Annotated in this window: 17 protein-coding genes; 7 read left to right on the top strand and 10 right to left on the bottom strand. The window is 74.4% G+C overall.

From position 1 onward, the window contains the following. Positions 1-38 precede the first annotated feature (38 nt). Positions 39-662, bottom strand: coding sequence for a hypothetical protein (locus O2V61_RS21350; protein WP_269185278.1), 624 nt, complete (start codon positions 660-662; stop codon positions 39-41). Between the two features lie 256 nt (positions 663-918). Here O2V61_RS21350 and O2V61_RS21345 point away from each other — a divergent pair, with 256 nt between their 5' ends. Next, positions 919-2,076, top strand: a complete 1,158-nt coding sequence (locus O2V61_RS21345; RefSeq protein WP_269185277.1) for an ATP-grasp domain-containing protein — start codon at positions 919-921, stop codon at positions 2,074-2,076. Between the two features lie 9 nt (positions 2,077-2,085). Here O2V61_RS21345 and O2V61_RS21340 read toward each other — a convergent pair whose 3' ends face one another. The 3 genes from O2V61_RS21340 to O2V61_RS21330 all read right to left on the bottom strand — a co-directional run bounded on the left by O2V61_RS21340 (position 2,086) and on the right by O2V61_RS21330 (position 4,307). After that, entirely contained in the window at positions 2,086-2,883 is a 798-nt protein-coding gene (locus O2V61_RS21340; protein ID WP_269185276.1) for a DUF6308 family protein, read from the bottom strand. Next, a complete protein-coding gene (locus tag O2V61_RS21335; RefSeq protein ID WP_269185275.1) occupies positions 2,861-3,181 on the bottom strand; it encodes an EthD family reductase in 321 nt (106 codons plus the stop codon). Before O2V61_RS21335 ends, O2V61_RS21340 begins: the two co-directional genes overlap by 23 nt. Positions 3,182-3,263: 82 nt before the next feature. Next, on the bottom strand, positions 3,264-4,307 hold the full coding sequence (locus O2V61_RS21330; RefSeq protein ID WP_269185274.1) for a glutathione S-transferase family protein: 1,044 nt from the start codon (positions 4,305-4,307) through the stop codon (positions 3,264-3,266). A 100-nt stretch (positions 4,308-4,407) separates the two neighbouring features. On the opposite strand from O2V61_RS21330, the gene O2V61_RS21325 reads away from it, so the two are divergent. Continuing rightward, positions 4,408-4,662 (top strand): hypothetical protein, encoded by a 255-nt coding sequence (locus O2V61_RS21325; RefSeq protein WP_269185273.1) that lies wholly within the window; start codon positions 4,408-4,410, stop codon positions 4,660-4,662. 222 nt (positions 4,663-4,884) lie between these two features. After that, the gene (locus tag O2V61_RS21320; RefSeq protein WP_269185272.1) at positions 4,885-7,554 is read left to right on the top strand and encodes an ExeM/NucH family extracellular endonuclease; all 2,670 of its coding nucleotides are present in this window, start codon (positions 4,885-4,887) and stop codon (positions 7,552-7,554) included. Between the two features lie 82 nt (positions 7,555-7,636). Here O2V61_RS21320 and O2V61_RS21315 read toward each other — a convergent pair whose 3' ends face one another. The 6 genes from O2V61_RS21315 to O2V61_RS21290 all read right to left on the bottom strand — a co-directional run bounded on the left by O2V61_RS21315 (position 7,637) and on the right by O2V61_RS21290 (position 14,282). After that, positions 7,637-8,491 (bottom strand): formate/nitrite transporter family protein, encoded by an 855-nt coding sequence (locus O2V61_RS21315; RefSeq protein ID WP_269185271.1) that lies wholly within the window; start codon positions 8,489-8,491, stop codon positions 7,637-7,639. Positions 8,492-8,601: 110 nt separating this feature from the next. Continuing rightward, positions 8,602-9,192, bottom strand: a complete 591-nt coding sequence (locus O2V61_RS21310) for a helix-turn-helix domain-containing protein (RefSeq protein ID WP_269185270.1) — start codon at positions 9,190-9,192, stop codon at positions 8,602-8,604. A gap of 84 nt (positions 9,193-9,276) precedes the next feature. Continuing rightward, on the bottom strand, positions 9,277-9,900 hold the full coding sequence (locus O2V61_RS21305) for an antibiotic biosynthesis monooxygenase (RefSeq protein ID WP_269185269.1): 624 nt from the start codon (positions 9,898-9,900) through the stop codon (positions 9,277-9,279). Positions 9,901-10,081: 181 nt separating this feature from the next. Next, positions 10,082-10,975: a glucose 1-dehydrogenase gene (locus O2V61_RS21300; protein ID WP_269185268.1), complete on the bottom strand. Its 894-nt coding sequence runs from the start codon at positions 10,973-10,975 to the stop codon at positions 10,082-10,084. A 52-nt stretch (positions 10,976-11,027) separates the two neighbouring features. After that, positions 11,028-12,575, bottom strand: coding sequence for a protein kinase domain-containing protein (locus O2V61_RS21295; RefSeq protein WP_269185267.1), 1,548 nt, complete (start codon positions 12,573-12,575; stop codon positions 11,028-11,030). Between the two features lie 111 nt (positions 12,576-12,686). Next, positions 12,687-14,282 carry a protein kinase domain-containing protein gene (locus O2V61_RS21290; RefSeq protein WP_269185266.1) on the bottom strand — a complete coding sequence of 532 codons (1,596 nt, stop codon included), beginning with the start codon at positions 14,280-14,282 and terminating at the stop codon, positions 12,687-12,689. A gap of 130 nt (positions 14,283-14,412) precedes the next feature. On the opposite strand from O2V61_RS21290, the gene O2V61_RS21285 reads away from it, so the two are divergent. The 4 genes from O2V61_RS21285 (at position 14,413) to O2V61_RS21270 (ending at position 20,072) form a co-directional block, all read left to right on the top strand. Further along, on the top strand, positions 14,413-15,177 hold the full coding sequence (locus O2V61_RS21285) for an IclR family transcriptional regulator (RefSeq protein WP_269185265.1): 765 nt from the start codon (positions 14,413-14,415) through the stop codon (positions 15,175-15,177). 179 nt (positions 15,178-15,356) lie between these two features. Next, on the top strand, positions 15,357-17,798 hold the full coding sequence (locus O2V61_RS21280; protein WP_269185264.1) for a GcvT family protein: 2,442 nt from the start codon (positions 15,357-15,359) through the stop codon (positions 17,796-17,798). Between the two features lies 1 nt (position 17,799). Continuing rightward, entirely contained in the window at positions 17,800-18,951 is a 1,152-nt protein-coding gene (gene solA, locus O2V61_RS21275; RefSeq protein ID WP_269185263.1) for an N-methyl-L-tryptophan oxidase, read from the top strand. Next, a complete protein-coding gene (locus O2V61_RS21270) occupies positions 18,948-20,072 on the top strand; it encodes an aromatic ring-hydroxylating oxygenase subunit alpha (protein WP_269185262.1) in 1,125 nt (374 codons plus the stop codon). The genes solA and O2V61_RS21270 overlap by 4 nt, the downstream gene beginning before the upstream one ends. The last annotated feature ends 39 nt before the right edge of the window (positions 20,073-20,111 follow it).

Here is a 20,111-nt window from a genome sequence, read left to right as displayed (position 1 = left end):
GGGAGCGGCCACCTCGCAGGGGCGAGGTGGCCGCTGCGTCAGACGGTCTCGGGGATGCGCAGGTGGGCGACGGCCAGGTCGAGCTCGGCGACCTCGGTGATCCGGCCGCCCATCGCCCGGGCGTACTCCGTGCGCAGCGCGTCGGCGCGCTGGCCGGCGACCAGCATCGCCTCCCGGTCGGCGTAGGCGACGGCCAGCACGGTGTTGCCGGACACCCGGTCGATCATCAGGTTGGCGCTGCAGAAGCCGGTGAGCTCCTCGATCCGGGGCAGCATGGCCATCCGGAAGGTGGCGACGTCGTCGTCGAGCGCGGCCGGGTTCGGGCGGGAGCTCCAGATGAGTCGGCAGACGGCGTCGTCACCGGCGTGCTGCACCCGGTGCATGACGGCGACCTCCCACTGCGCCACCACCGGCACGGCTCCGAGCACCTGGCCGAGGCGGGCGCGGTCGCGGCGCATGCCCTCGGCGCTGCCCAGCATCGCCTGCTCGTCCGCCCAGCCGCTGGCGACGATGCAGCGACCGGTGCGGCGGCCGACGAGCATCGACAGCCCGGTGCAGCCCGGGAGGTCGGTCGTCGCCGGCAGCCACTCCTCCCGGACGAACTCGATCGCGTCGTCGAGGGCGCGCGGGTTGCCGCGGAGGGTGGTCGTCCGTGCGTACATGGGTGTCTCCTCGCCTCCGGCGCCACCCCCGGCGGCACCGCCGTGCAGGGAACTGTGCTCGTGTCCCCGGGGTGGGGGCAGTCGGGGAACGGATCGTGGTCGCTGCGCTCGGCGTTGCGTCACGGCCCGGTGACCCGTGCGCACCCTCCGCTCCTCGAAGAGGCGGTGGCGTCGTGGCCGGCCCGTGGCCCACCGCAGGGTGGTGTGCAACAGGTGTGGCCTGAGCTGAGCGGACCGGCGTTGCTAGCGTCGCGGCGTGACAGCCGGTGGACGCGCGCTCATCCTGACCAACGGTCGGGCGCGTGGCTCGCTGGCCGCCGCCCGTGCCCTCCACCGGGCGGGCTGGGTGGTCGGGGTCGGCACCCCGGACGGCGCCGGGATGGTGACTGCGTCCCGGTGCTGCGACCGCAGCCACGTGGTGCCGCGACCGCGTGGCGACATCGGCCCCTTCCTCGACGGGGTCCGGCGTGCCGTCCGGGACGGCGGCTACGACGTCGTCTTCGGTGGTGGCGACGACTGGATGGCCGCGCTCGCCGTGCACCGCGACGAGGTGCCCGCCGTGGTGCCGCACCCGTCGGCCGAGGTGGTGCACGAGGCACTGGACAAGGTCGGGCTCACCCGGCGTGCCCGCTCGGTGGGGCTGGCCGCGCCGCGCACGGACGTGGCGACCGAGTCGGCCGTGGCCGGCTGGGAGGGCCCGGTCGTCGTCAAGTGCCGGGCGCACTGGCGGCCCCAGCACGCCCACCCGCACCGGATCGAGGCCCGTCGTTACCCGGACGTCACCGCGGCCGCGGGGCGCATCGAGCGACTCCGGGCGGCCGGGCTCGAGCCGCTGCTCCAGCAGCCGGTCGAGGGGGAGCTGACCGCGTTGATCGGTCTGGTCCAGGAGGGTCGGCTGGTCGGCCGGGTGCACCAGCGGTCCCCGCACCTGTGGCCGACGCCCAGCGGCGTCTCCTGTCGCGCCGTGACGCTGCCGGTCGACGAGGGCCTGGCCGGGCGGGCCGAGGCCCTGCTGGCCGACCTCGGCTGGTCCGGTCTGGTGGAGCTGCAGTTCCTGCGGGGGCCGGACGGCGTCTCGCACCTGATCGACCTGAACGGCCGGTTCTTCGGCTCCATGGCGCTGGCGAACGCGGCCGGGGCGAACCTCCCCGATGCGTGGGGGCGGCAGGTCCTGGGGCTGCCGCTGCCACCGCTGCCCGATGCCGCACCGGGAGCCCGGTTCCTCTGGACCGCGGGGGACCTGCGCCGGGCCCGCGTGGAGCGGCGCGGCGGGCTGGTCACCGACGTCGCGTCGACCCTGCGCTGGCTGCCCGGCGCGACGACCAGCGTCTGGCAGCTGCGCGATCCGGCGCCGACCCTGGAGAAGGTGGGTGCCCGGTTGCGGTCCCGGGCGCGGGCGGCTGCGGGCCGCTGACCGGGCCGGTCAGCCGGTCGCGCACGGCGACCGCCGCCACTCCTCCGTCGCCTCGCCCAGCGCCACCGCGGTGGTGAGCCGCAACGTGCCGCTGAGCCACACCAGCACGTCGTGCAGCCGCAGCCGGGTCAGCGGGACGTCGAGCAGCACGGCAGCCGCCTCCTCGAGCGCCGTGAAGGCGGCCTCGTTCGCCCGGAGCTCGCGGTGCACGACCGCCGCCGTCCCGCTGTCGCCCTCGCGCAGGTGCGGCACCGTCTGCAGCCAGGTGGCGCGGTGCAGCAGCGGTACGAGATCGGGACGGCGGTGGTGCAGCGCGGCCGACACGTGCCGCCGCTGCGGCTCGGCCAGCTCACCCAGACCGCGCAGGGCAGCGCCGACGGTGCCCGGTTCCCCGAGCACCGAGAACTCGTCGTCCGGCAGCTCCCAGAAGGTGCGCCCGGCCGCGCGTGCGGCGAGCGCGTCGGCCACGGGCTGGGCCGTGTCGAGGGCCGCGCGGACCACCGACCACCCGCCGGGGTCGAGCCGGCCGTGCAGCCCCTCGGCCACCAGCACGTCCTCGTCGCCCAGTGGCCCCGTCCGGACCGGCCGGGCGTCGTACCGGTCGTAGCCGAAGGCCGGCACCTGCACCCACCGGCCCTCGCGCTCGTTGGGGGAGCGGTACCGCAGCGGCCGCCGTCCCCGCGCGTACCCGAGGACGGCGGCCAGCGCGGTGCTCCACGGCACCGGGTCGGGCCCGGCGCTGGGGAGCGCCAGGTCCGGCCGGCCGGTCAGCACGTCCGTGGGTTCAGCCCGCCGGGCTGAGGTCATCGAGGTCGAGGCTCGACATGGACGCCCCGCCGGTGGCGAAGGTGGCCACGTCGGCACCGGCGGCGCGGCCGGCCTCGGAGCCCATGCCGGCCCCCATCGCGTCGGCGGACTCGAAGTCCAGCTCGGCGATCAGGTAGGGGCCGGCGGCCGTGGGGTCCATCGACCGGGGGTGCCCGACGGTGAAGCGGAGCAGGCCGGGGATCGCCTGCGCCAGCCCGACGTGGACGTCCCGGTAGTGCTGGTCGAACTCCGCTGGGTCGGTCGGCTGGCCGTACTGGACGATCAGTCTGTGCACCACTGCGCCACCTCTCCTCGGTCCGCGGGCTCCGCTGCCCGGGACGCCGTGGTCAGCCAACCAGGGGTCCCGGGCCGCGGCGCGCTCAGCGGTGGCCGATGCCGCCGGGGCCGTGCTCGGGCGGGATGACCTCACCCTCCACCGGCGGGCCGGGCGGGGTGCCGTCGCCGAACGGGCTGCCACCCATCTCCTCGCGACCGTGCGGGGTCAGCCAGACCGACGTGTCCGGGCCCATCGGGATGATCTGGGTCGGGTTGATGTCGGCGTGCACCACGTAGTAGTGCTCCTTGATCTGCGGGAAGTCGGTGGTGTCACCGAAGCCCGGGGTCTGGAAGAGGTCGCGGGCGTAGCCCCACACCGCCGGCAGCTCGGTCAGCTTGTTGCGGTTGGCCTTGAAGTGGCCGTGGTAGACGGCGTCGAACCGGGCCAGCGTGGTGAACAGCCGCACGTCGGCCTCGGTGATGGTCTCGCCCATCAGGAACCGGCGGGTCGTCAGCCGCTCCTCCAGCCAGTCCATCGCCGTCCACAGCCGCTCGTAGGCCTTGTCGTAGGCGCTCTGCGACCCGGCGAAGCCACAGCGGTACACCCCGTTGTTCACCTCGGTGAAGATCCGCTCGATCACCTCGTCCATCTCCGCCCGCAGGTGCTCGGGGTAGAGGTCCGGGGCGCCCTCGCGGTGGAACGCGGTCCACTCGGAGGAGAAGTCCAGCGTCATCTGCTTGAAGTCGTTGGTCACCACCGACCCGGTCGGGATGTCGACCATCGCCGGCACGGTGATGCCGCGCGGGTACTCCGGGTCGCGGGCGAAGAACGCCTCCTGCAAACGCTCGTACCCCAACACCGGGTCGCGGCCGCCGGGGTCGAGGTCGAAGGTCCAGCTGCGCTCGTCGTGCGTGGGCCCGCAGATCCCCATGGAGATGGCCTGCTCGAGGCCGAGCAACCGCCGGACGATCGCCGCGCGGTTGGCCCACGGGCACGCCCGGGCGATGACCAGCCGGTACCGACCGGCCTCCACCGGCCAGCGGCTGTCGCCGTCGGCGGTGATCCGGTCGGTGATGTAGTTCTGGTCCCGCTGGTAGTCCTGGCCGGGTTCGACGTATCCGCTGCCGCTCTGCTTCTTGGTGCTCACCCCACCAGCCTCGCCGACTGCAGGTCCCGCCGCAGGGTGTGGCGCGCCGTCGGGGCCGATCGGCGGCCGCGCGGCGCCCGGGCCGGGCTAGCCTCTGGGCATGGCCGCCCCCTTCCGCCCGCCCTGGTTCGGCAACCGGGGAGTGCAGCTGCTGGCGGGCGTGGCGGTGGCCTACAACCTGGTCGCGCTGGTGCTGGGGCTGGTCGACGGCGAGTGGGGCGAGGCCTTCCTGAGCTTCGCGTGGACCGTCGTGTTCGGTTACGTGCTGGTGGAGTCGCTGCGCTTCCGCAGGCAGCAGGACGCCACCCGGGACGACGCCACCCGGGACGACGCTCCGGTGGACCCCACCGACTGAATCGGGTCCCGGCGTCCGGTGGACGTCGCGGGTACCGGGGCCCGGAGGTGACCGGCGAGGGCAGCGGCGCAGGCCGGTCGCGCGACACCCCGCGCGCCGCGCCGGGGTGGGACAGCAGAGCGCGGCGTGTCACTGCGTTGTCACATACCGTCAGCGTGTCGTTCACGGCGCGAGCCCACGCTGTGCCCGCTGACCGCTCGTCCCCCTCCGAGAGGAACCTCTGTGCCCCTCCCTCCAGGCACTGCCCGCACGTCGGCGCGGCGCGCCGCCCTGGGCGCCGCCGCAGCCTCCGCGGCGGTCCTCGGCGTCGTCGCCGTCCCGGCCGTCGCGGCCGCGGCACCGCCCACCGCGCCGTTCGTCTCCGAGGTGCACTACGACAACGACGGCACCGACACCGGTGAGTTCGTCGAGGTCCAGCTCCCCGCCGGCACCGGTTCGGACGGGTTGTCCGTGGTGCTCTACAACGGGGGCAACGGCACGGTGTACGACACCGACGCGCTCCCGGTGGTGACCGCACCGGAGGACGCCCCGGCCGTGGCCGTCGTCGACTACCCCGCCAACGGGATCCAGAACGGCGCCCCGGACGCGATCGCACTGGTCCGCGGCACGGAGGTGCTGGAGTTCCTCTCCTACGAGGGCACGATGACCGCCGTCGGCGGCCCGGCTGACGGGCTCACCAGCACCGACATCGGGGTCGCCGAAGCCGGCAGCACGCCGGTCGGGCAGTCGCTGTCGCGCAGCTACGACGCCGCCGCCGACGCGCTCGTCTGGTCCGGCCCGGCCGCGGCCACCAAGGGCGCGGTGAACTCCACGGCCCCCGGCCCGGTGGACCCGCCGCCGGCCGCCGGCGAGGTGTGTGACGCCCCGGTGACCCACGAGATCGGCGAGGTCCAGGGCGCGGCTGCGACCACGCCGCTGGACGGCGCCACGGTCACCGTGGAGGGCGTCGTCGTCGGCGACGTGCCCGGGCTCTCCGGCTTCTACCTCCAGGACGCCGACGGCGACGGCGACCCGGCCACCTCCGACGGCGTCTTCGTCTTCTCCTCGGTCGAGGTCGACCTGGGCGACACGGTCGCGGTGACCGGTGCCGCCGAGGAGTACTTCGAGCAGACCCAGGTCCGGGGTGAGGCGAACGTCGGCATCTGCGCCGACGGCACCGTCGCGGACCTGCCGGCGGCGACCCTGCTGGACCTGCCGGCCGACGACGCCGCCCGTGAGCGGGTCGAGGGCATGCTGGTCGCCCCGGTCGACATCCTGACCGTCAGCGAGGTCTACGCCCTCACCAGCTACGGCGAGCTGACCCTGTCGGAGGGGGGCCTGCTGGTGCAGCCCACCGAGCTGGCCCGCCCCGGCGCCGGCGCGGACGCGATCGCGGCGGAGAACGCGCTGCGCCGCATCGTCCTCGACGACGCGCAGAGCAGCCGGGTCAGCGTCACCACCGCCCCGTACCTGTCGCCGGAGACCCCGGTGCGGGTGGGCGACCAGCTGACCTCCACCGAGCCGCTGGTGCTCGGCTACGGCTTCGACGCCTGGCGGCTGCAGCCGGCCGACGGCACCGCGGACGGCGTCTTCGCGCCGCAGAACACCCGTCCGGCCGCGCCGGGCGAGGTCGGCGGCGACGTCCAGCTGGGCGCGTTCAACGTGCTCAACTACTTCCTCACCTTCGGTGGGGTCGGCCGGGGTGCGCCGAACCAGGCCGAGTTCGAGGAGCAGGCCGGCAAGATCGTGCCGGCGATCAACGCGCTGGACGCCGACGTGGTCACGCTGATGGAGATCGAGGACACCGACTCCACCGGGCTGACCCCGGGCAACGCGGACACCGCGCTGGCCGACCTGGTGACCCGGCTCAACACCGACGCCGGCAGCCAGAAGTGGGCCTACGTCGCCTTCCCGGAGGAGCTGTACGCGGTCGACCGGGACGTCATCCGCAACGCGATCATCTACCAGCCCGCCGCCGTCACGCCGGTCGGTGACTCGGTCGGCCTGGTCGACGAGTCGGTCTGGTCCAATGCCCGCGAGCCGATCGCCCAGACGTTCACCGCGGACGGCGACGCCTTCACCGTGGTGGCCAACCACTTCAAGTCCAAGGGCGGCACCGGCACCGGGGACAACGCCGAGACCGACGGGCAGGGCAACTTCAACGGCGACCGGATGCGGCAGGCGGAGTCGCTGGCGGCCTTCGGCGACCGGCTGGAGGCGCAGACCGGCGACCCGGACGTCGTGCTGATGGGCGACTTCAACGCCTACACCCAGGAGGACCCGATCGAGGCTCTCCGCGACGAGGGCTTCGTCAACCTGGGTGAGGAGTTCGACCCGGGCCGGTACAGCTACGTGTTCAACGCACTGTCCGGTTCGCTGGACCACGCGCTGGCCACGGCCGAGCTCGCGGCGAAGGTCACCGACGTCGTGCACTGGAACATCAACTCGGTGGAGTCCTTCGCCTACCAGTACGCCGGCGACCCGGAGCTGTACGCGGCGGACCCCTACCGCTCCAGCGACCACGACCCGCTGCTGCTCGGCATCGACCTCCAGGAGGCCACTGTCGAGCCGGAGCCGGAGCCGGAGCCGCTGCTCTGCCAGGGCCTCGAGCCGACCCTCGTCGGCACCGAGGGCGACGACGTGCTCCGCGGCGGCAACGGCGTCGACGTGATCATGGGGCTGGGCGGCGACGACACCATCACCGGTGGCAACGGCGCCGACGTCATCTGCGGCGGCGACGGGGACGACGTGCTCCGCGGTGGCAACGGGGACGACGTCCTGCTCGGCGGCGCCGGGGACGACGAGCTGCGCGGGGACAACGGCAGCGACACGCTGATCGGCGGCCCGGGCACCGACGTCCTCGACCAGGGCAAGGGCAAGGGGCGAGCGGAGCAGGAGGGCGCCGAGTCCTGATCCCAGGCTGATCGGCTCCGGAACGGAACGACGGCGGCGTCCCACCGAGGTGGGGCGCCGCCGTCGGCGTTCGGTGGAGGGGTCAGCCCCGTTCCGCGGGCTCGACCGGCTGCTCGGTCTGCTCCTCGTCGTCCTCCGGCTGGTCCTTCAGGAACAGGTACCAGTAGGACGTCGACACGAAGACGACTGCGCCGACGAGGTTGCCCGCCCCGGCCAGCAGCCAGTTGAGCCCCGCGTCGTCCCAGCCGATGTCGACGCCCGCGAAGATCGCCGCCGGCAGGAAGAACATGTTGGCGATGACGTGGTCGAAGCCCATCGCCACGAAGGCCATGATCGGGAAGAAGATCGCCAGGATCTTGCCCGAGACGGTCGTGGCCGCCAGCGACATCCACACCGCCAGGCAGACCAGCCAGTTGCACCCCACCGCGCGGAGGAACGTCTGCCAGGCCGTCTCGTCCAGCGCCTTGCCCTCCGCGATGGAGGCCAGCCGCTCGTAGGTGAGCGCGCCGGTGCCGGTGGCGCCCGAGTCGCCGATCACCCCGGTCTCCACGGCCAGGAAGAAGGCGACGAACATCGCCCCGACCAGGTTGCCGATCAGCACCAGGGTCAGGTTCTTGGCGACGTCCCCGAAGTCGATCTTGCCGCGCATCGCGCCCAGCGGGACCAGGGACATGTTGCCGGTGGCCAGGTCGGAGCCGGCGACGAGCACGAGCACCAGGCCGAGGGTGAAGGTCGCGCCGGTGAACAGCGTCGGCAGCGTCCCCCAGGTCTCCGGGTCCAGGCCGGAGGAGACGACGATGGCGACGAGCCCACCGAAGGCGATGTAGGCACCGGCCAGGAAGGCGCTGACCAGGACCTTGTCCCAGGTGCGGCGGGTCTTCTTCGCCCCGGTCGCGGCGGCGACCTGGGCGATCTCCTTGGGTGCGCGTGCGGGCAAGGCGTACCTCCAGGGTGAACGGGGCGGCCCGTTGTCTCAGGCCCGGGGGCACCAGCCTCTCGGACACCGCGGCGTCTCGCTCGGTGAGCGGTGATCCCGGCAGCGACCGGCTACGCGCTGCTCCCGCGCGGTCGGGCCCGCACGTGCATCCGTTCGCCCTGTGGACCGAACAGGGCCAGCAGCTCGACCGGGGCCGGGCCGGGGTTGGTCAGTGCGTGCGGCACGTGGGTGTCGAACTCCACGACCTCGCCCGGGGTGAGCTCCAGCCGCTGGTCACCGAGGAAGAGCACGAACCGGCCGTTGAGCACGTACAGCCACTCGTAGCCCTCGTGCGTCTTGAGCTCCACCTCGCCGGCGGGGTGGCCCGGCGGCATGATCATCTTGTAGGCCTGCAGCCCGCCGGGCCGGCGGGTGAGCGGCAGCATGGTCATGCCGTGGCGCTCGACCGGGCGCAGCTGGACCCGGGGGTCCCGCGAGGGCGGTTCGTCGAGCAGCTGGTCCAGCGGGACCTGCAGGGCGCGGGTGAGCGGGAGCAGCAGTTCCAGCGTCGCCCGCCGCTGCCCGGACTCCAGACGGGAGAGGGTGCTGACCGAGATGCCGGTGGTCTCCGACAGCTGGGTCAGTGTGGTGTCGCGCTGCTGGCGCAGGGCGCGCAGCCGCGGCCCCACGGCCTGGACCACCGCATCGACGTCGTCGCTCATGCCGCCCAGTTTGCTGGTGTGGCAAGGGTCTTTGTCAAGGAGCGCCGAGGAGACCTCGCCGTCGGTGAGGGGCGGCTCCGCCGGTCAGGCCATCTCCGGCACCCGCAGGTGCGCCACCGCCAGGTCGAACTCGGCGACCTCGGTGACCTGCACGCGCGTGGCCGCGACGAACTCACGGCGCATCGCCGACCCCGTCTTCCGGGACCGCTCCAGCGCGTCCCGGTCGGCGTAGGTGACGGCCGCTGCGGCGTGACCGGTGCCCCGGTCGACCAGCAGGCTCGTGCTGCAGAAGCCGGGGAGCTCCGTCATCCACGGGATCAGGCTCATCCGGAAGGCATCGACCATGCTGTCGAGGTCTGCCGGGTCTCCCTCCGCCCAGACGACCCGGGTGCAGGCGCCGTCGCCGGTGGGGTGTTCCCGGTGCAGGACGGCGATCTCCCACTCGGCGACCTGCATGGACTCCGCCCGCATGACCCCGGCGGCGTGGTCGCGGAGCTCGCCGACGGCGACCGCGCTGGCGCGCATGGCCTCGTCCGTGGCCCAGGCGGCGGTGACGATGCAGCGGCCGGCGTCCCGGTCGGCCAGCATCGACATGCCCACGCAGCCGCTCATCCCGCGCAGCATCGGCCAGACCGCCTCGCGGACGTAGTCGATCCCGTCGTCGACGGCCTGCGGGTCACCGCGCACCGTGGTGGTCCTGGCGTGCATCTCCGTGCTCCTCCCTGGCGACGCCCGGGCGGCACCGCCGCGAGGACCAGGGTCCCCCCGCGCCGGCCCGACCGCTGGTGGGGCGACCCCTCGGCGGGCGGGCCCGGCGCGTGCGCACCCTCCGCACCCCGCCCGGCACGCCGCGCTGCTGAGGTCGGGGTCGGAGACGTCGGGTGCCGGATCAGGGCGTCGGCATCCCGCCGTTGACGTTGAGGGTCTCGCCGGAGACGTAGCTGGACTCGGGGGAGGCGAGGAAGACGTAGACCGGGCCGAGCTCGGCCGGCTGCCCGGCGCGCCCGATCGGAGTCTCCTGACCGAACTCCGGCAACGCCGACGGCGGCTGGCCGCCGGAGGCCTGCAGCGGCGTCCAGAACGGGCCCGGGGCCACCACGTTGACCCGGATCCCCTTCGGCGCCAGCTGCTGGGCCAGCGCCTTGCTCATCGTGTTGATCGCGGCCTTGGTGGTGGCGTAGTCCACCAGGCCGGGGGAGGGCTGGTACGCCTGGATGGAGCTGGTGTTGATGATCGTCGAACCTGCGGGGAGGTGCGGCAGCGCCTCCTGCACGATCCAGAACAGCGCGTAGACGTTGGTCTTGAACGTCCGGTCGAACTGCTCGGTGGTGACGTCGGCGAGGTCGTCGACGTAGGTCTGCTTGCCGGCGATGTTGGCGATGAGGTCCAGCCCGCCGAGCTGGTCGAGCGCGGTGTGCACCAGCGCTCGCGCGGCGTCCTCGTCGGAGACGTCGGCAGGGGCGAGCACGGCCTTCTGGCCGGCCTCCTCGATCAGCTCGGCGACCTGCTCGGCGTCGGTCTGCTCGCTGGGCAGGTAGTTGAGGACGACGTCGGCGCCCTCCCGCGCGAAGGCGATCGCGGCGGCGCGGCCGATCCCGGAGTCGGCGCCGGTGACCAGTGCCTTGCGGCCGGTCAGCCGGCCGGTGCCGCGGTAGCTCTGCTCGCCGTGGTCGGCACCGGGCTGCAGGTCCGTGGTCAGGCCCGGGGCGTCCTGGGACTGCTCGGGGAACCCGTCGGTGCGGTACCGGGTGGTCGGGTCGGTGAACGTGAACTGGTCGGCCATGGCATCCGGCGTGCCCGATCCGACCGCGCACCACACACGTCGGGTCGGGTGGTCAGTCGTCCCGGTCCCGGCGCCGCTCCCGCCAGCGCTCGACGGCCTCCTCGATGGCCTCCCGGTCCAGCTCGGCGTCCTCGGTCGGCGCGGGCTCGGCCGCCGGCGTCGGCGCGGGTGCCGGGGCGGGTGCCGGCTCGGGGGCGGGTGGTGGTGGTGGTGGCGGTGGCGGTGGCGGGGCGACCGCGTGGGTGAGGGTCACCGCGGCCCCCGGCAGCACCTGGCCGACCGGGTCCAGCGCGATCACCGACCCGTCGGCGACGTCGCCGGTCTGCAGGGGTCGCAGCGTCGGGACGAGCCCCCGCTCGACCAGCTCGGCCTGCACCTCGGCCACGGGTCGGCCCACGTAGTCCACCGTCGACAGCGAGACCAGCTGCACCACCGGCTCGCTCGGGGGCGCCGGTGCGGCGGTGGGGGCCGGCTGGGCGACGGGCTGCGGGTCCGCGCGGTCGGTGGCGAGCTGGAGCAGGCCGAAGGTGCTCCCCATCGCGACCAGGAAGGCGAGCAGGGTGGCGACCAGGAACGGCCAGCGACGGCGGCGTCCGGGCTCGGCGTCGAGGTCGTCCTCGTCCTCGGCCGGGGGGAGCGCGTAGCCCTGGGTCGCCGGGAAGGGCGGCAGCGGGGCCGGCGTCCGCACCGCCGGGAACTCCGCCGTCCGGATCGCGGGCATCACCGCCGTGCGCGGCTCGGGGTCCGGCCCGCCGACCGGCCGGCCGGCCAGGACGTCGTCGATGGCGGCGCGGAGGGCGGCGCCGTCGGCGAACCGGTCGGCGGGGTCCTTGGCGATGGCCCGGTCGATCAGCGCGCGCACCGGCGCCGGGACGTCGTCGGGCAGCGGCGGCGGAACCTCGCGGATCCGTCGGAGCGCGACCTCCACCGCGTCCCCACCGTCGAAGCCTCGGTACCCGGCCAAGCACTCGTAGCCCACCAGCCCGAGGGCGTAGACGTCGCTGGCCGGGGTGGCGCGGGTGCCGCTGGCCTGCTCGGGGGAGAGGTAGTGGGCCGTGCCGACGACCTCGCCGGTGACGGTCAGCGGCACACTGGTGGCGGAGACGGCCACCCCGAAGTCGGTGAGCTTGACCCCGCCGTCGTCGGCGAGCAGGACGTTGCCCGGCTTCACGTCCCGGTGGACGACGGCGGCGGCGTGCGCGGCGGCCAGCCCGGCGGCGCACTGCCGGAGCACCCGCAGCGTGCGGTCCGGGGACAGTCGCCGCTCACGGCGCAGCAGCGTCGCCAGCGACTCGCCACGGACCAGCTCCATCACCAGGTAGGCGAGGTGCTCGCCGCGGGGGGAGGCGTCGGGCAGCACCTCGCCGTAGTCGAACAGCGTGGCGATGTGCGGGTGCACCAGCCCGGCGGAGTGCTGGGCCTCGGCGCGGAACCGGGCGAGGAAGGTGGCGTTGGCGGTGTACTCGCTGCGCAGCACCTTCACCGCGACGTCCCGGCCGAGCACCGTGTCGCGGGCCTGCCACACCTGGCCCATGCCGCCGGAGGCGATCAGCGTCTGCAACTCGTAGCGCCCGCCGAGGAGCTGACCGTTCGGGTGCACCGGCACATCCTGCCCGTTCGCCCGCTGCGGTGTGGGACTCCTGGGGCGGGAGTGCGCGCTCTGCAGAACCGGGTGCTGGCAGAACTGGGTGCTGGTGCAGTGGTCTGCGGCTCAGCCGTCGCCGTCGCCCTGCCCGTCGTCGTTCCCGTTGCCCTGGTCACCGTTGCCCTGGTCGCCGTTGCCCTGGTTCCCCTGGTCGCCGTTCCCGCCGCCCTCGGTTCCGCTCCCGCCACCTCCGGTGCCGTTCCCACCGCCCTCGTCGGGCTCGTCCTCGTCGCCGTCGTCGGTGGGGCTGGAGGTGGGGGTCGGGGTGGGCGGCGCGGTGGCGTAGGTGACGGTGACGACGGCCCCCTCGGCCAGCTCGCCGGCCGGGGAGACGGCGAGCACCGCGCCCTCGTCGGCGTCGGCCGTCTGCTGCGGGACGGCGCGGACGGACAGGCCGAGCCCGATCAGGTCGGCCTCGACGTCGCCGATCCGCCGGCCCAGGTAGTCGTCGGGGTCCACCTCGACCAGCACCGCACTGGGGGCGGTGGTCTCCTCGGCGGTGGACGTGGTCGGGGCGGTCTGCTCGGCGCTCGTCGTCGGTGTCGTGGTGGAGGTGTCCGTCGCGTCGTCGCCGAGCAGCTGGAACCCGGCGACGACGAGGGCGGCCGCGATGAGCGCACCGAGCAGTGGCAACAGCAGTCGTCGGCGCCTGCCCTCCCGCGCCCGTTCGGGACCCGGTCCGGCTGCGCCGGCACCGACGCCGGCAGCACCCACCCCGACGGCCGTCGCGGCCCCGCCGACCGCGGGCATGACCCGCGTGCTCGGCGACGGTGCTCCGCCACCGGCTGCGGGGAGCACGGTCGTGCGGTCGGTCGGCTGCAGCGGTCGGCCGGCGCGCACGTCGTCGATCGCGGCGCCGAAGGCGGCGGCGTCGGGGAAGCGCTGGGCCGGGTCCTTGACCATCGCCGCGGCAACGAGCTGGCGCACCGGCGCCGGGACGTCGTCCGGCAGGGGAGCTGCGTCGTCCCGGATCTGCATGAGCGCGACCTGCAGCGAGCTCTCGGCGTCGAACGCGTGATGGCCGGCCAGGCACTCGTAGCCGACGATGCCGAGGGCGTAGACGTCGCTGGCCGCGGTGGCCCGCTCGCCCTGGGCCTGCTCGGGAGAGAGGTAGTGCGGGGTGCCGATGACCTGGCCGGTCTGGGTGAGCGGCACGGTGGAGCCGGAGACGGCGACCCCGAAGTCGGTGATCTTGACGGTGCCGTCGGCGCCGATGAGCACGTTGCCGGGCTTGACGTCGCGGTGCACGACGCCGGTGGCGTGCGCGGCGGCCAGGCCGGCGGCGCTCTGCCGCAGCACGTCCAGGGTCCGTTCGGGGCTGAGTCGGCCGTCGCGGCGCAGCAGGGTCGGCAGCGACTCGCCGCGCACCAGCTCCATCACCAGGTAGGCGAGGTGCTCGTCGCGCGGGCCGGCGGGTGGGATCTCGCCGTAGTCGAACAGGGTGGCGATGTTCGGGTGCACCAGGCGGGCGGCGAGCTGGGCCTCGGCCCGGAAGCGGGCCAGGAACGTCGGGTCGCCGGTGTACTCGCTGCGCAGCACCTTCACCGCGACGTCCCGCTCGAGGACCGTGTCGCGGGCCTGCCAGACCTGGCCCATGCCGCCGGTGGCGATCAGCGAGGTGAGCTCGTAGCGCCCGCCCAGGAGCTGACCGTCCGGGTGCATGCGTCTCCTCCTGGTGCCCTGCCCGGCGGGTCCGGGACGCCCCATCCCACCAGGCCAGGCCCGTGGTGGCGATCCCGGGCACCGCTCACGCGGTCCGGGGCGGGGGTGACCCCGCCCCTAGGGTCGCCTCATGCGCAACGAGTCGACCGCCGCCGGACCGGTCCAGTCGGTCGACCGGGCGCTGGAGATCCTGGACGTGCTCGCCCGCCGGGGGACGGCCGGCGTGACCGAGGTGGCCGGGGAGCTCGGGGTGCACAAGTCCACGGCGTCCCGCCTGCTCGGCACCCTGGAGAGCCGTGGCTTCGTGGCGCAGGACGGTGAGCGCGGCGTCTACCGGCTGGGCTTCGCGCTCGTCCGGCTGGCGGGGGCGAGCGCGGCGCAGCTGGAGCTGACCCAGCTCGGGCGGGAGATCTGCGAGCGGCTGTCCGCCGAGCTCGGCGAGGCGGTCAACCTCGCGGTGCGCGACGGGGAGAGCGTGGTGAACGTCAGCCAGGTGCGCGGCAGTGCCTCGGTCGGGGTGCTGAACTGGGTGGGCCGGCGGACGCCGCTGCACGCCACCTCCAGCGGCAAGGTGCTGCTCGCCTTCGGGCCCTCGGGGCTGTCCCGCACGGTCCTCACCGGGCCGATGGACCGGTTCACCGAGGCGACGATCACCGACGCCGAGGCGCTCGCCGCCGCGCTGGCCGAGGTGCACGAGCGGGGCTGGGCGGCCACCGAGGGGGAGCTGGAGGCCGGGCTCAACGCGGTCGCCGCGCCGGTCTGCGGTGCCGACGGGCAGCTCGTGGCCGCGCTCAGCGTCTCCGGCCCGGCCTACCGGCTGCCGCCCGCACGGTTCGCCGCGGTCGCCGAGCAGGTGTGCGGTGCGGCGGCGGAGATCGCCTCCCGGCTCGGCTGAGGGGCGCACGTTCCATTCGCGTGCACGCTCCGCGGTCGCTTGTTCCAGCGCTGTGAACATCTCGGCGGACGCGCCGACGACACGCCCGAAGGGCATTGACGACACCTCTCCCGGGAGCTGAGGCTGTTGCGCATACCGCGAGCAGTTGCGGCCTACGCAACAAGTCGAGAGGACCGCCCATGGGCGTCGGATCTCAGCGTGTCCACCGGGGCGCTCCCCGGGTCGTCGTCATCGGGGCCGGCATCGTCGGCTGCTCGCTGGCCGAGGAGCTCACCGCGCGGGGCTGGACCGACGTCACCGTGCTGGACCAGGGGCCGCTGTTCGCCGCCGGCGGGTCGAGTTCGCACGCTCCCGGGCTGGTCTTCCAGACCAACCCGTCCAAGACGCTGGCCGAGTTCGCGAGCTACACCGTCGACAAGCTCCGGGACCTGACCGTCGACGGGCGGCCGTGCTTCCGGCCGGTCGGCGGCCTGGAGGTCGCCACCACGCCGGCACGCCTGGCCGAGCTCGCCCGCCGGCACGGGCTGGCCACCTCCTGGGGCATCGAGGCCCGGCTGGTCGACCCGGCCGAGTGCGCGCGGCTGCACCCGCTGCTGGACCCCGGCGCCGTCCTGGGTGGGCTGCACGTGCCCACCGACGGCCTGGTGCACGCGGTGCCGGCCGGCGAGGCGCAGGCCCGGCGGGCGATCGACCGGGGTGCCCGGTTCCTCGCCCGGCACCGGGTCACCGGGGTGGCCTCGGCCGCCGGGCGCGTCTCCGGCGTGCACACCGACCAGGGGTTCGTGCCGGCCGACGTCGTCGTCTGCGCGGCCGGCTTCTGGGGCCCGGACGTCGGCGCGCTGGCCGGCCTGACCGTGCCGCTGCAGCCGCTGGCCCACCAGTACGCCACCACCGCCCCGGTGCCGGCGCTGGCCGGCGCGGTCGCGGAGATCAGCGCGCCGATCCTGCGCCACCAGGACGCCGACCTCTACTACCGCGAGCACGGCGACCGGATCGGGATCGGCTCCTACGGCCACCGCCCGATGCCGGTCACCGCCGCGGAGACCGAGCGGCACGAGAACAGCTGCCTGCCCTTCACCCCCGACGACTTCAGCGACGCCTGGAAGCAGAGCCTGGCGCTGCTGCCCGGGCTGGCCGAGACCGAGGTCGAGGTGGGGATCAACGGCGTCTTCTCCTTCACCCCCGACGGCATGCCGCTGCTGGGCGAGCACCGTGACCTGCCCGGCTTCTGGGTCGCCGAGGCGGTCTGGGTGACCCACTCGGCGGGGGTGGCGAAGGCGCTGGCGGAATGGCTGGTCGAGGGGCAGCCGCGCACCGACGTCCACGAGTGCGACCTGCACCGGTTCACCGCGGTGCAGCTCTCGCCGGAGTACGTCGCCGAGCGGGGGGCCCAGCAGTTCGTCGAGGTCTACGACGTCGTCCACCCGCTCGCCCCGCCGCAGGTGCTCCGGCCGCTGCAGGTGAGCCCGTTCCACCCCCGGCACACCGAGCTCGGCGCCGTGTCCGGCGAGGCCGGCGGCTGGGAGCGGCCGCTGTGGTTCGAGGCCAACGCCGCCCTCGCCGCGGGCATCGACCTGCCCGAACGGGACGCCTGGTCGTCGCAGTGGTGGTCGCCGACCGCAGCGGCGGAGGCGGCCGCCACCCGGGAGCGGGTGGCGATGTACGACATGACCCCGCTGACCCGGATCGAGGTCACCGGGCCGGGTGCGTGCGCGTTCCTTCAGCGGCTGACCAGCAACGACGTCGACCGGCCGGTGGGCCGGGTGGTCTACACGCTGCTGCTCGCCGCCGACGGCGGGATCCGCAGCGACCTCACCGTGGCCCGGCTGGGGGAGCAGCGCTTCCAGGTCGGCGCCAACGGGCCGCTGGACCTCGACTGGTTCCGCCAGCACGCGCCGGAGGACGGATCGGTGCAGCTGCGCGACACCACGACCGGCACGTGTGGCATCGGGCTGTGGGGCCCGCGGGCCCGCGACGTCCTGCAGCCCCTCACCCGCACCGACGTCTCCAACGCCGCCTTCCGCTACTTCACCGCCCGGGAGCTGTTCGTCGGGGGAGTGCCGGTCACCGCGCTGCGGGTCTCCTACGTCGGGGAGCTGGGCTGGGAGCTCTACACCGACGCCGCCACCGGACTGCGGCTGTGGGACGTGCTCTGGGCCGCCGGGCAGGAGCACGGCGTGCTGGCCGCCGGGCGCAGCGCCTTCACCAGCCTGCGACTGGAGAAGGGGTACCGCGCGTGGGGCGTGGACATGACCACCGAGCACGACCCGGTCGAGGCCGGCCTGGAGTTCGCCGTCCGGCCGGGCAAGGCCGACTTCATCGGCCGGGAGGCGCTCGACCGCCGTCCGCACCCCCGGCGGCTCGCCTGCCTCACCCTGGACGACCCGGCGACGACGGTGCTCGGCAAGGAGCCGGTCCGGGTCGACGGGGTGCCGGTCGGGTACGTCACCAGCGCCGCGTTCGGGTACACGATCGGCCGGTCGATCGCCTACGCCTGGCTGCCCGCGGAGCACGCCGAGCCGGGCACCGCGGTGACCATCGACTGGTTCGGGCGGCCGGTGGCGGCGACGGTCAGCGTGGAGCCGCTGGTCGACCCGGCCGGCGCGACGGTGCGGTGCTGACATGACCCACGACGTGATCGTCCTCGGCCTGGGCGGCATGGGCAGCGCCGCGGCCGCACAGCTGGCCGCCCGCGGGCAGCGGGTGCTCGGGCTGGAGCGGTTCGGCCCCGCGCACGACCAGGGCTCCAGCCACGGTGGTTCCCGGATCACCCGGCAGGCCTACTTCGAGGACCCCGCCTACGTGCCGCTGCTGCTGCGCGCCTACGAGCTGTGGGACGAGCTCTGCGCCGACTCCGGCTCCGACGTGCTGGTGCGCACCGGCGGGGTGTTCCTCGGCCGGCCGGACAGCCGGACGGTGGCCGGCAGCCTGCGCGCGGCGCAGGAGTGGGGGCTGGCGCACGAGCTGCTGGACGCGGCGGAGGTCCGGAGTCGGTTCCCGATGCTGAGCCCGGCCGAGGACGAGGTGGGGCTGTTCGAGGCCGCCGCCGGCTTCGCCCGGCCCGAGGCCACCGTCGCCGCGCAGCTGGCGCTGGCGGAGAAGCGCGGCGCCGAACTGCACTTCGACGAGCCGGCGCTGGAGTGGTCGGCCACCGCGGACGGCGGCGTCCGGGTGCGGACGGCGGCGGGCGAGCACACCGCCGGGGCGCTGGTGATCTGCCCCGGGGCCTGGGCGCCGCAGCTGCTCGCCGAGCTGGAGATCCCGTTCCGGGTGGAGCGGCAGGTCATGTACTGGTTCCAGCCCGAGGGCGGGGTGGCCGGCTGGACGCCGGACCGGCACCCCATCTACATCCACGAGGCCACCGACGGCACCCAGGTCTACGGCTTCCCGGCGATCGACGGCCCCGACGGCGGGGCGAAGGTGGCGTTCTTCCGGCGCGGCTCGCTCTGCACCCCGGAGACCATCGACCGCGAGGTGCACCCGGCCGAGGTCGCGACGATCGCCGAGCACCTGGCCGGCCCGTTGCCCACGCTGCCCGGCCGGCTGCTCACCGCGGCGACCTGCATGTACACCACGACGCCCGACGAGCACTTCGTGATCGCACCCCATCCGCAGCACCCGCAGGTGACCGTCGCCTGCGGCTTCTCCGGGCACGGCTTCAAGTTCGTCCCGGTGGTCGGCGAGATCCTCGCCGACCTCGCCACCACGGGCGCGACGGAGCACCCGATCGCCCTGTTCGACCCCCGCCGGCCCGCCCTGGAGGGCACCCGATGACGATCCTCGAGCAGTCCACCGGCAGCAGCCTGATCTCGACGCTGGGCGGGCACTGGTACACCGACCCGGCGGTGTTCGCCCGGGAGCAGGAACGGGTGTTCGAGGCGATGTGGACCTGCGCCGTCCGCAGTGACGAGCTGCCCACGCCCGGGAGCTTCCGCCGGGTGCAGGTGGGGAGGGAGAGCGTGCTGGTGGTGCGCGGCCGGGACGGCGCGCTGCGGGCGTTCCTCAACGTCTGCCGCCACCGGGGTGCGCAGCTGTGCACCGAGGAGTCGGGGCAGGTGCGGACGACGCTGCGCTGCCCGTACCACGCCTGGTCCTTCGGGCTGGACGGTGCGCTGGTCGCCGCCCCGAACCTGGCCCGGATGCCCGACGTCGACCGGGTCGCCAACGGGCTGGTCCCGGTGCACCTGCAGGAGTGGCTGGGCTACGCGTGGGTGTGCCTGGCCGACGACCCGCCGTCCTTCGCCGAGGACGTGCGCGGCGCCGTCACCGAGCGGCTCGGCGACCCGGCCGCGATCGAGGGCTACGACGTCGGCGGGCTGCGGCTGGGCCGGCGGATCCGCTACGACGTCGCGGCCAACTGGAAGCTCATCGTCGAGAACTTCATGGAGTGCTACCACTGCGCGACGATCCACCCCGAGCTCACCGACGTGCTGCCGGAGTTCGCCCGCGGCTACGCCGCGCAGAGCTTCGTCGGGCACGGGGCGGAGTTCGCCGCCGGGGCCGAGGGCTTCACCGTCGACGGCAGCGCCGGGTTCGCCGCGCTGCCGGGCATCGACGCCGAGCAGGACCGGCGCTACTACGCCGCCACGATCAAGCCGACCGTCTTCCTGAACCTGGTGCCCGACCACGTGATCGTGCTGCGGATGACCCCGCTGGCCGTCGACCGCACCACGGTGGAGTGCGACTGGCTCTACGCGCCCGAGGTGGTCGAGTCGGGGGAGGACGTGTCCCGGTCGGTGGAGCTGTTCCACCGGGTGAACCTGCAGGACTTCGACGCCTGCGAGCGGACGCAGCCGGGGATGGCGTCCCGGGCGTACGCGGCCGGAGGGGTGCTGGTGCCGGCCGAGCACCACCTGGGCACCTTCCACGACTGGGTCCGGCAGCGCCTCGCCTGAGGGGCCGCCGTCGCGCCTTCGTCCCTGCTGAGGGCCGAG

Origin of the sequence: Modestobacter sp. VKM Ac-2985, from assembly GCF_026967925.1 — a bacterium.
GTDB lineage: Bacteria > Actinomycetota > Actinomycetes > Mycobacteriales > Geodermatophilaceae > Modestobacter.
The sequence above is the reverse complement of the archived record's forward strand: the minus strand, read 5'-3'. Positions and strand labels throughout refer to the sequence as shown.

Coding starts and splice junctions, on each gene's coding strand:
- O2V61_RS21350 (WP_269185278.1), bottom strand. CDS start 662: ATGTACGCACGGACGACCACCCTCCGCGGCAACCCGCGCGCCCTCGAC.
- O2V61_RS21340 (WP_269185276.1), bottom strand. CDS start 2,883: ATGACCTCAGCCCGGCGGGCTGAACCCACGGACGTGCTGACCGGCCGG.
- O2V61_RS21325 (WP_269185273.1), top strand. CDS start 4,408: ATGGCCGCCCCCTTCCGCCCGCCCTGGTTCGGCAACCGGGGAGTGCAG.
- O2V61_RS21310 (WP_269185270.1), bottom strand. CDS start 9,192: ATGAGCGACGACGTCGATGCGGTGGTCCAGGCCGTGGGGCCGCGGCTG.
- O2V61_RS21305 (WP_269185269.1), bottom strand. CDS start 9,900: ATGCACGCCAGGACCACCACGGTGCGCGGTGACCCGCAGGCCGTCGAC.
- O2V61_RS21300 (WP_269185268.1), bottom strand. CDS start 10,975: ATGGCCGACCAGTTCACGTTCACCGACCCGACCACCCGGTACCGCACC.
- O2V61_RS21290 (WP_269185266.1), bottom strand. CDS start 14,282: ATGCACCCGGACGGTCAGCTCCTGGGCGGGCGCTACGAGCTCACCTCG.
- O2V61_RS21285 (WP_269185265.1), top strand. CDS start 14,413: ATGCGCAACGAGTCGACCGCCGCCGGACCGGTCCAGTCGGTCGACCGG.
- O2V61_RS21280 (WP_269185264.1), top strand. CDS start 15,357: ATGGGCGTCGGATCTCAGCGTGTCCACCGGGGCGCTCCCCGGGTCGTC.
- solA (WP_269185263.1), top strand. CDS start 17,800: ATGACCCACGACGTGATCGTCCTCGGCCTGGGCGGCATGGGCAGCGCC.
- O2V61_RS21270 (WP_269185262.1), top strand. CDS start 18,948: ATGACGATCCTCGAGCAGTCCACCGGCAGCAGCCTGATCTCGACGCTG.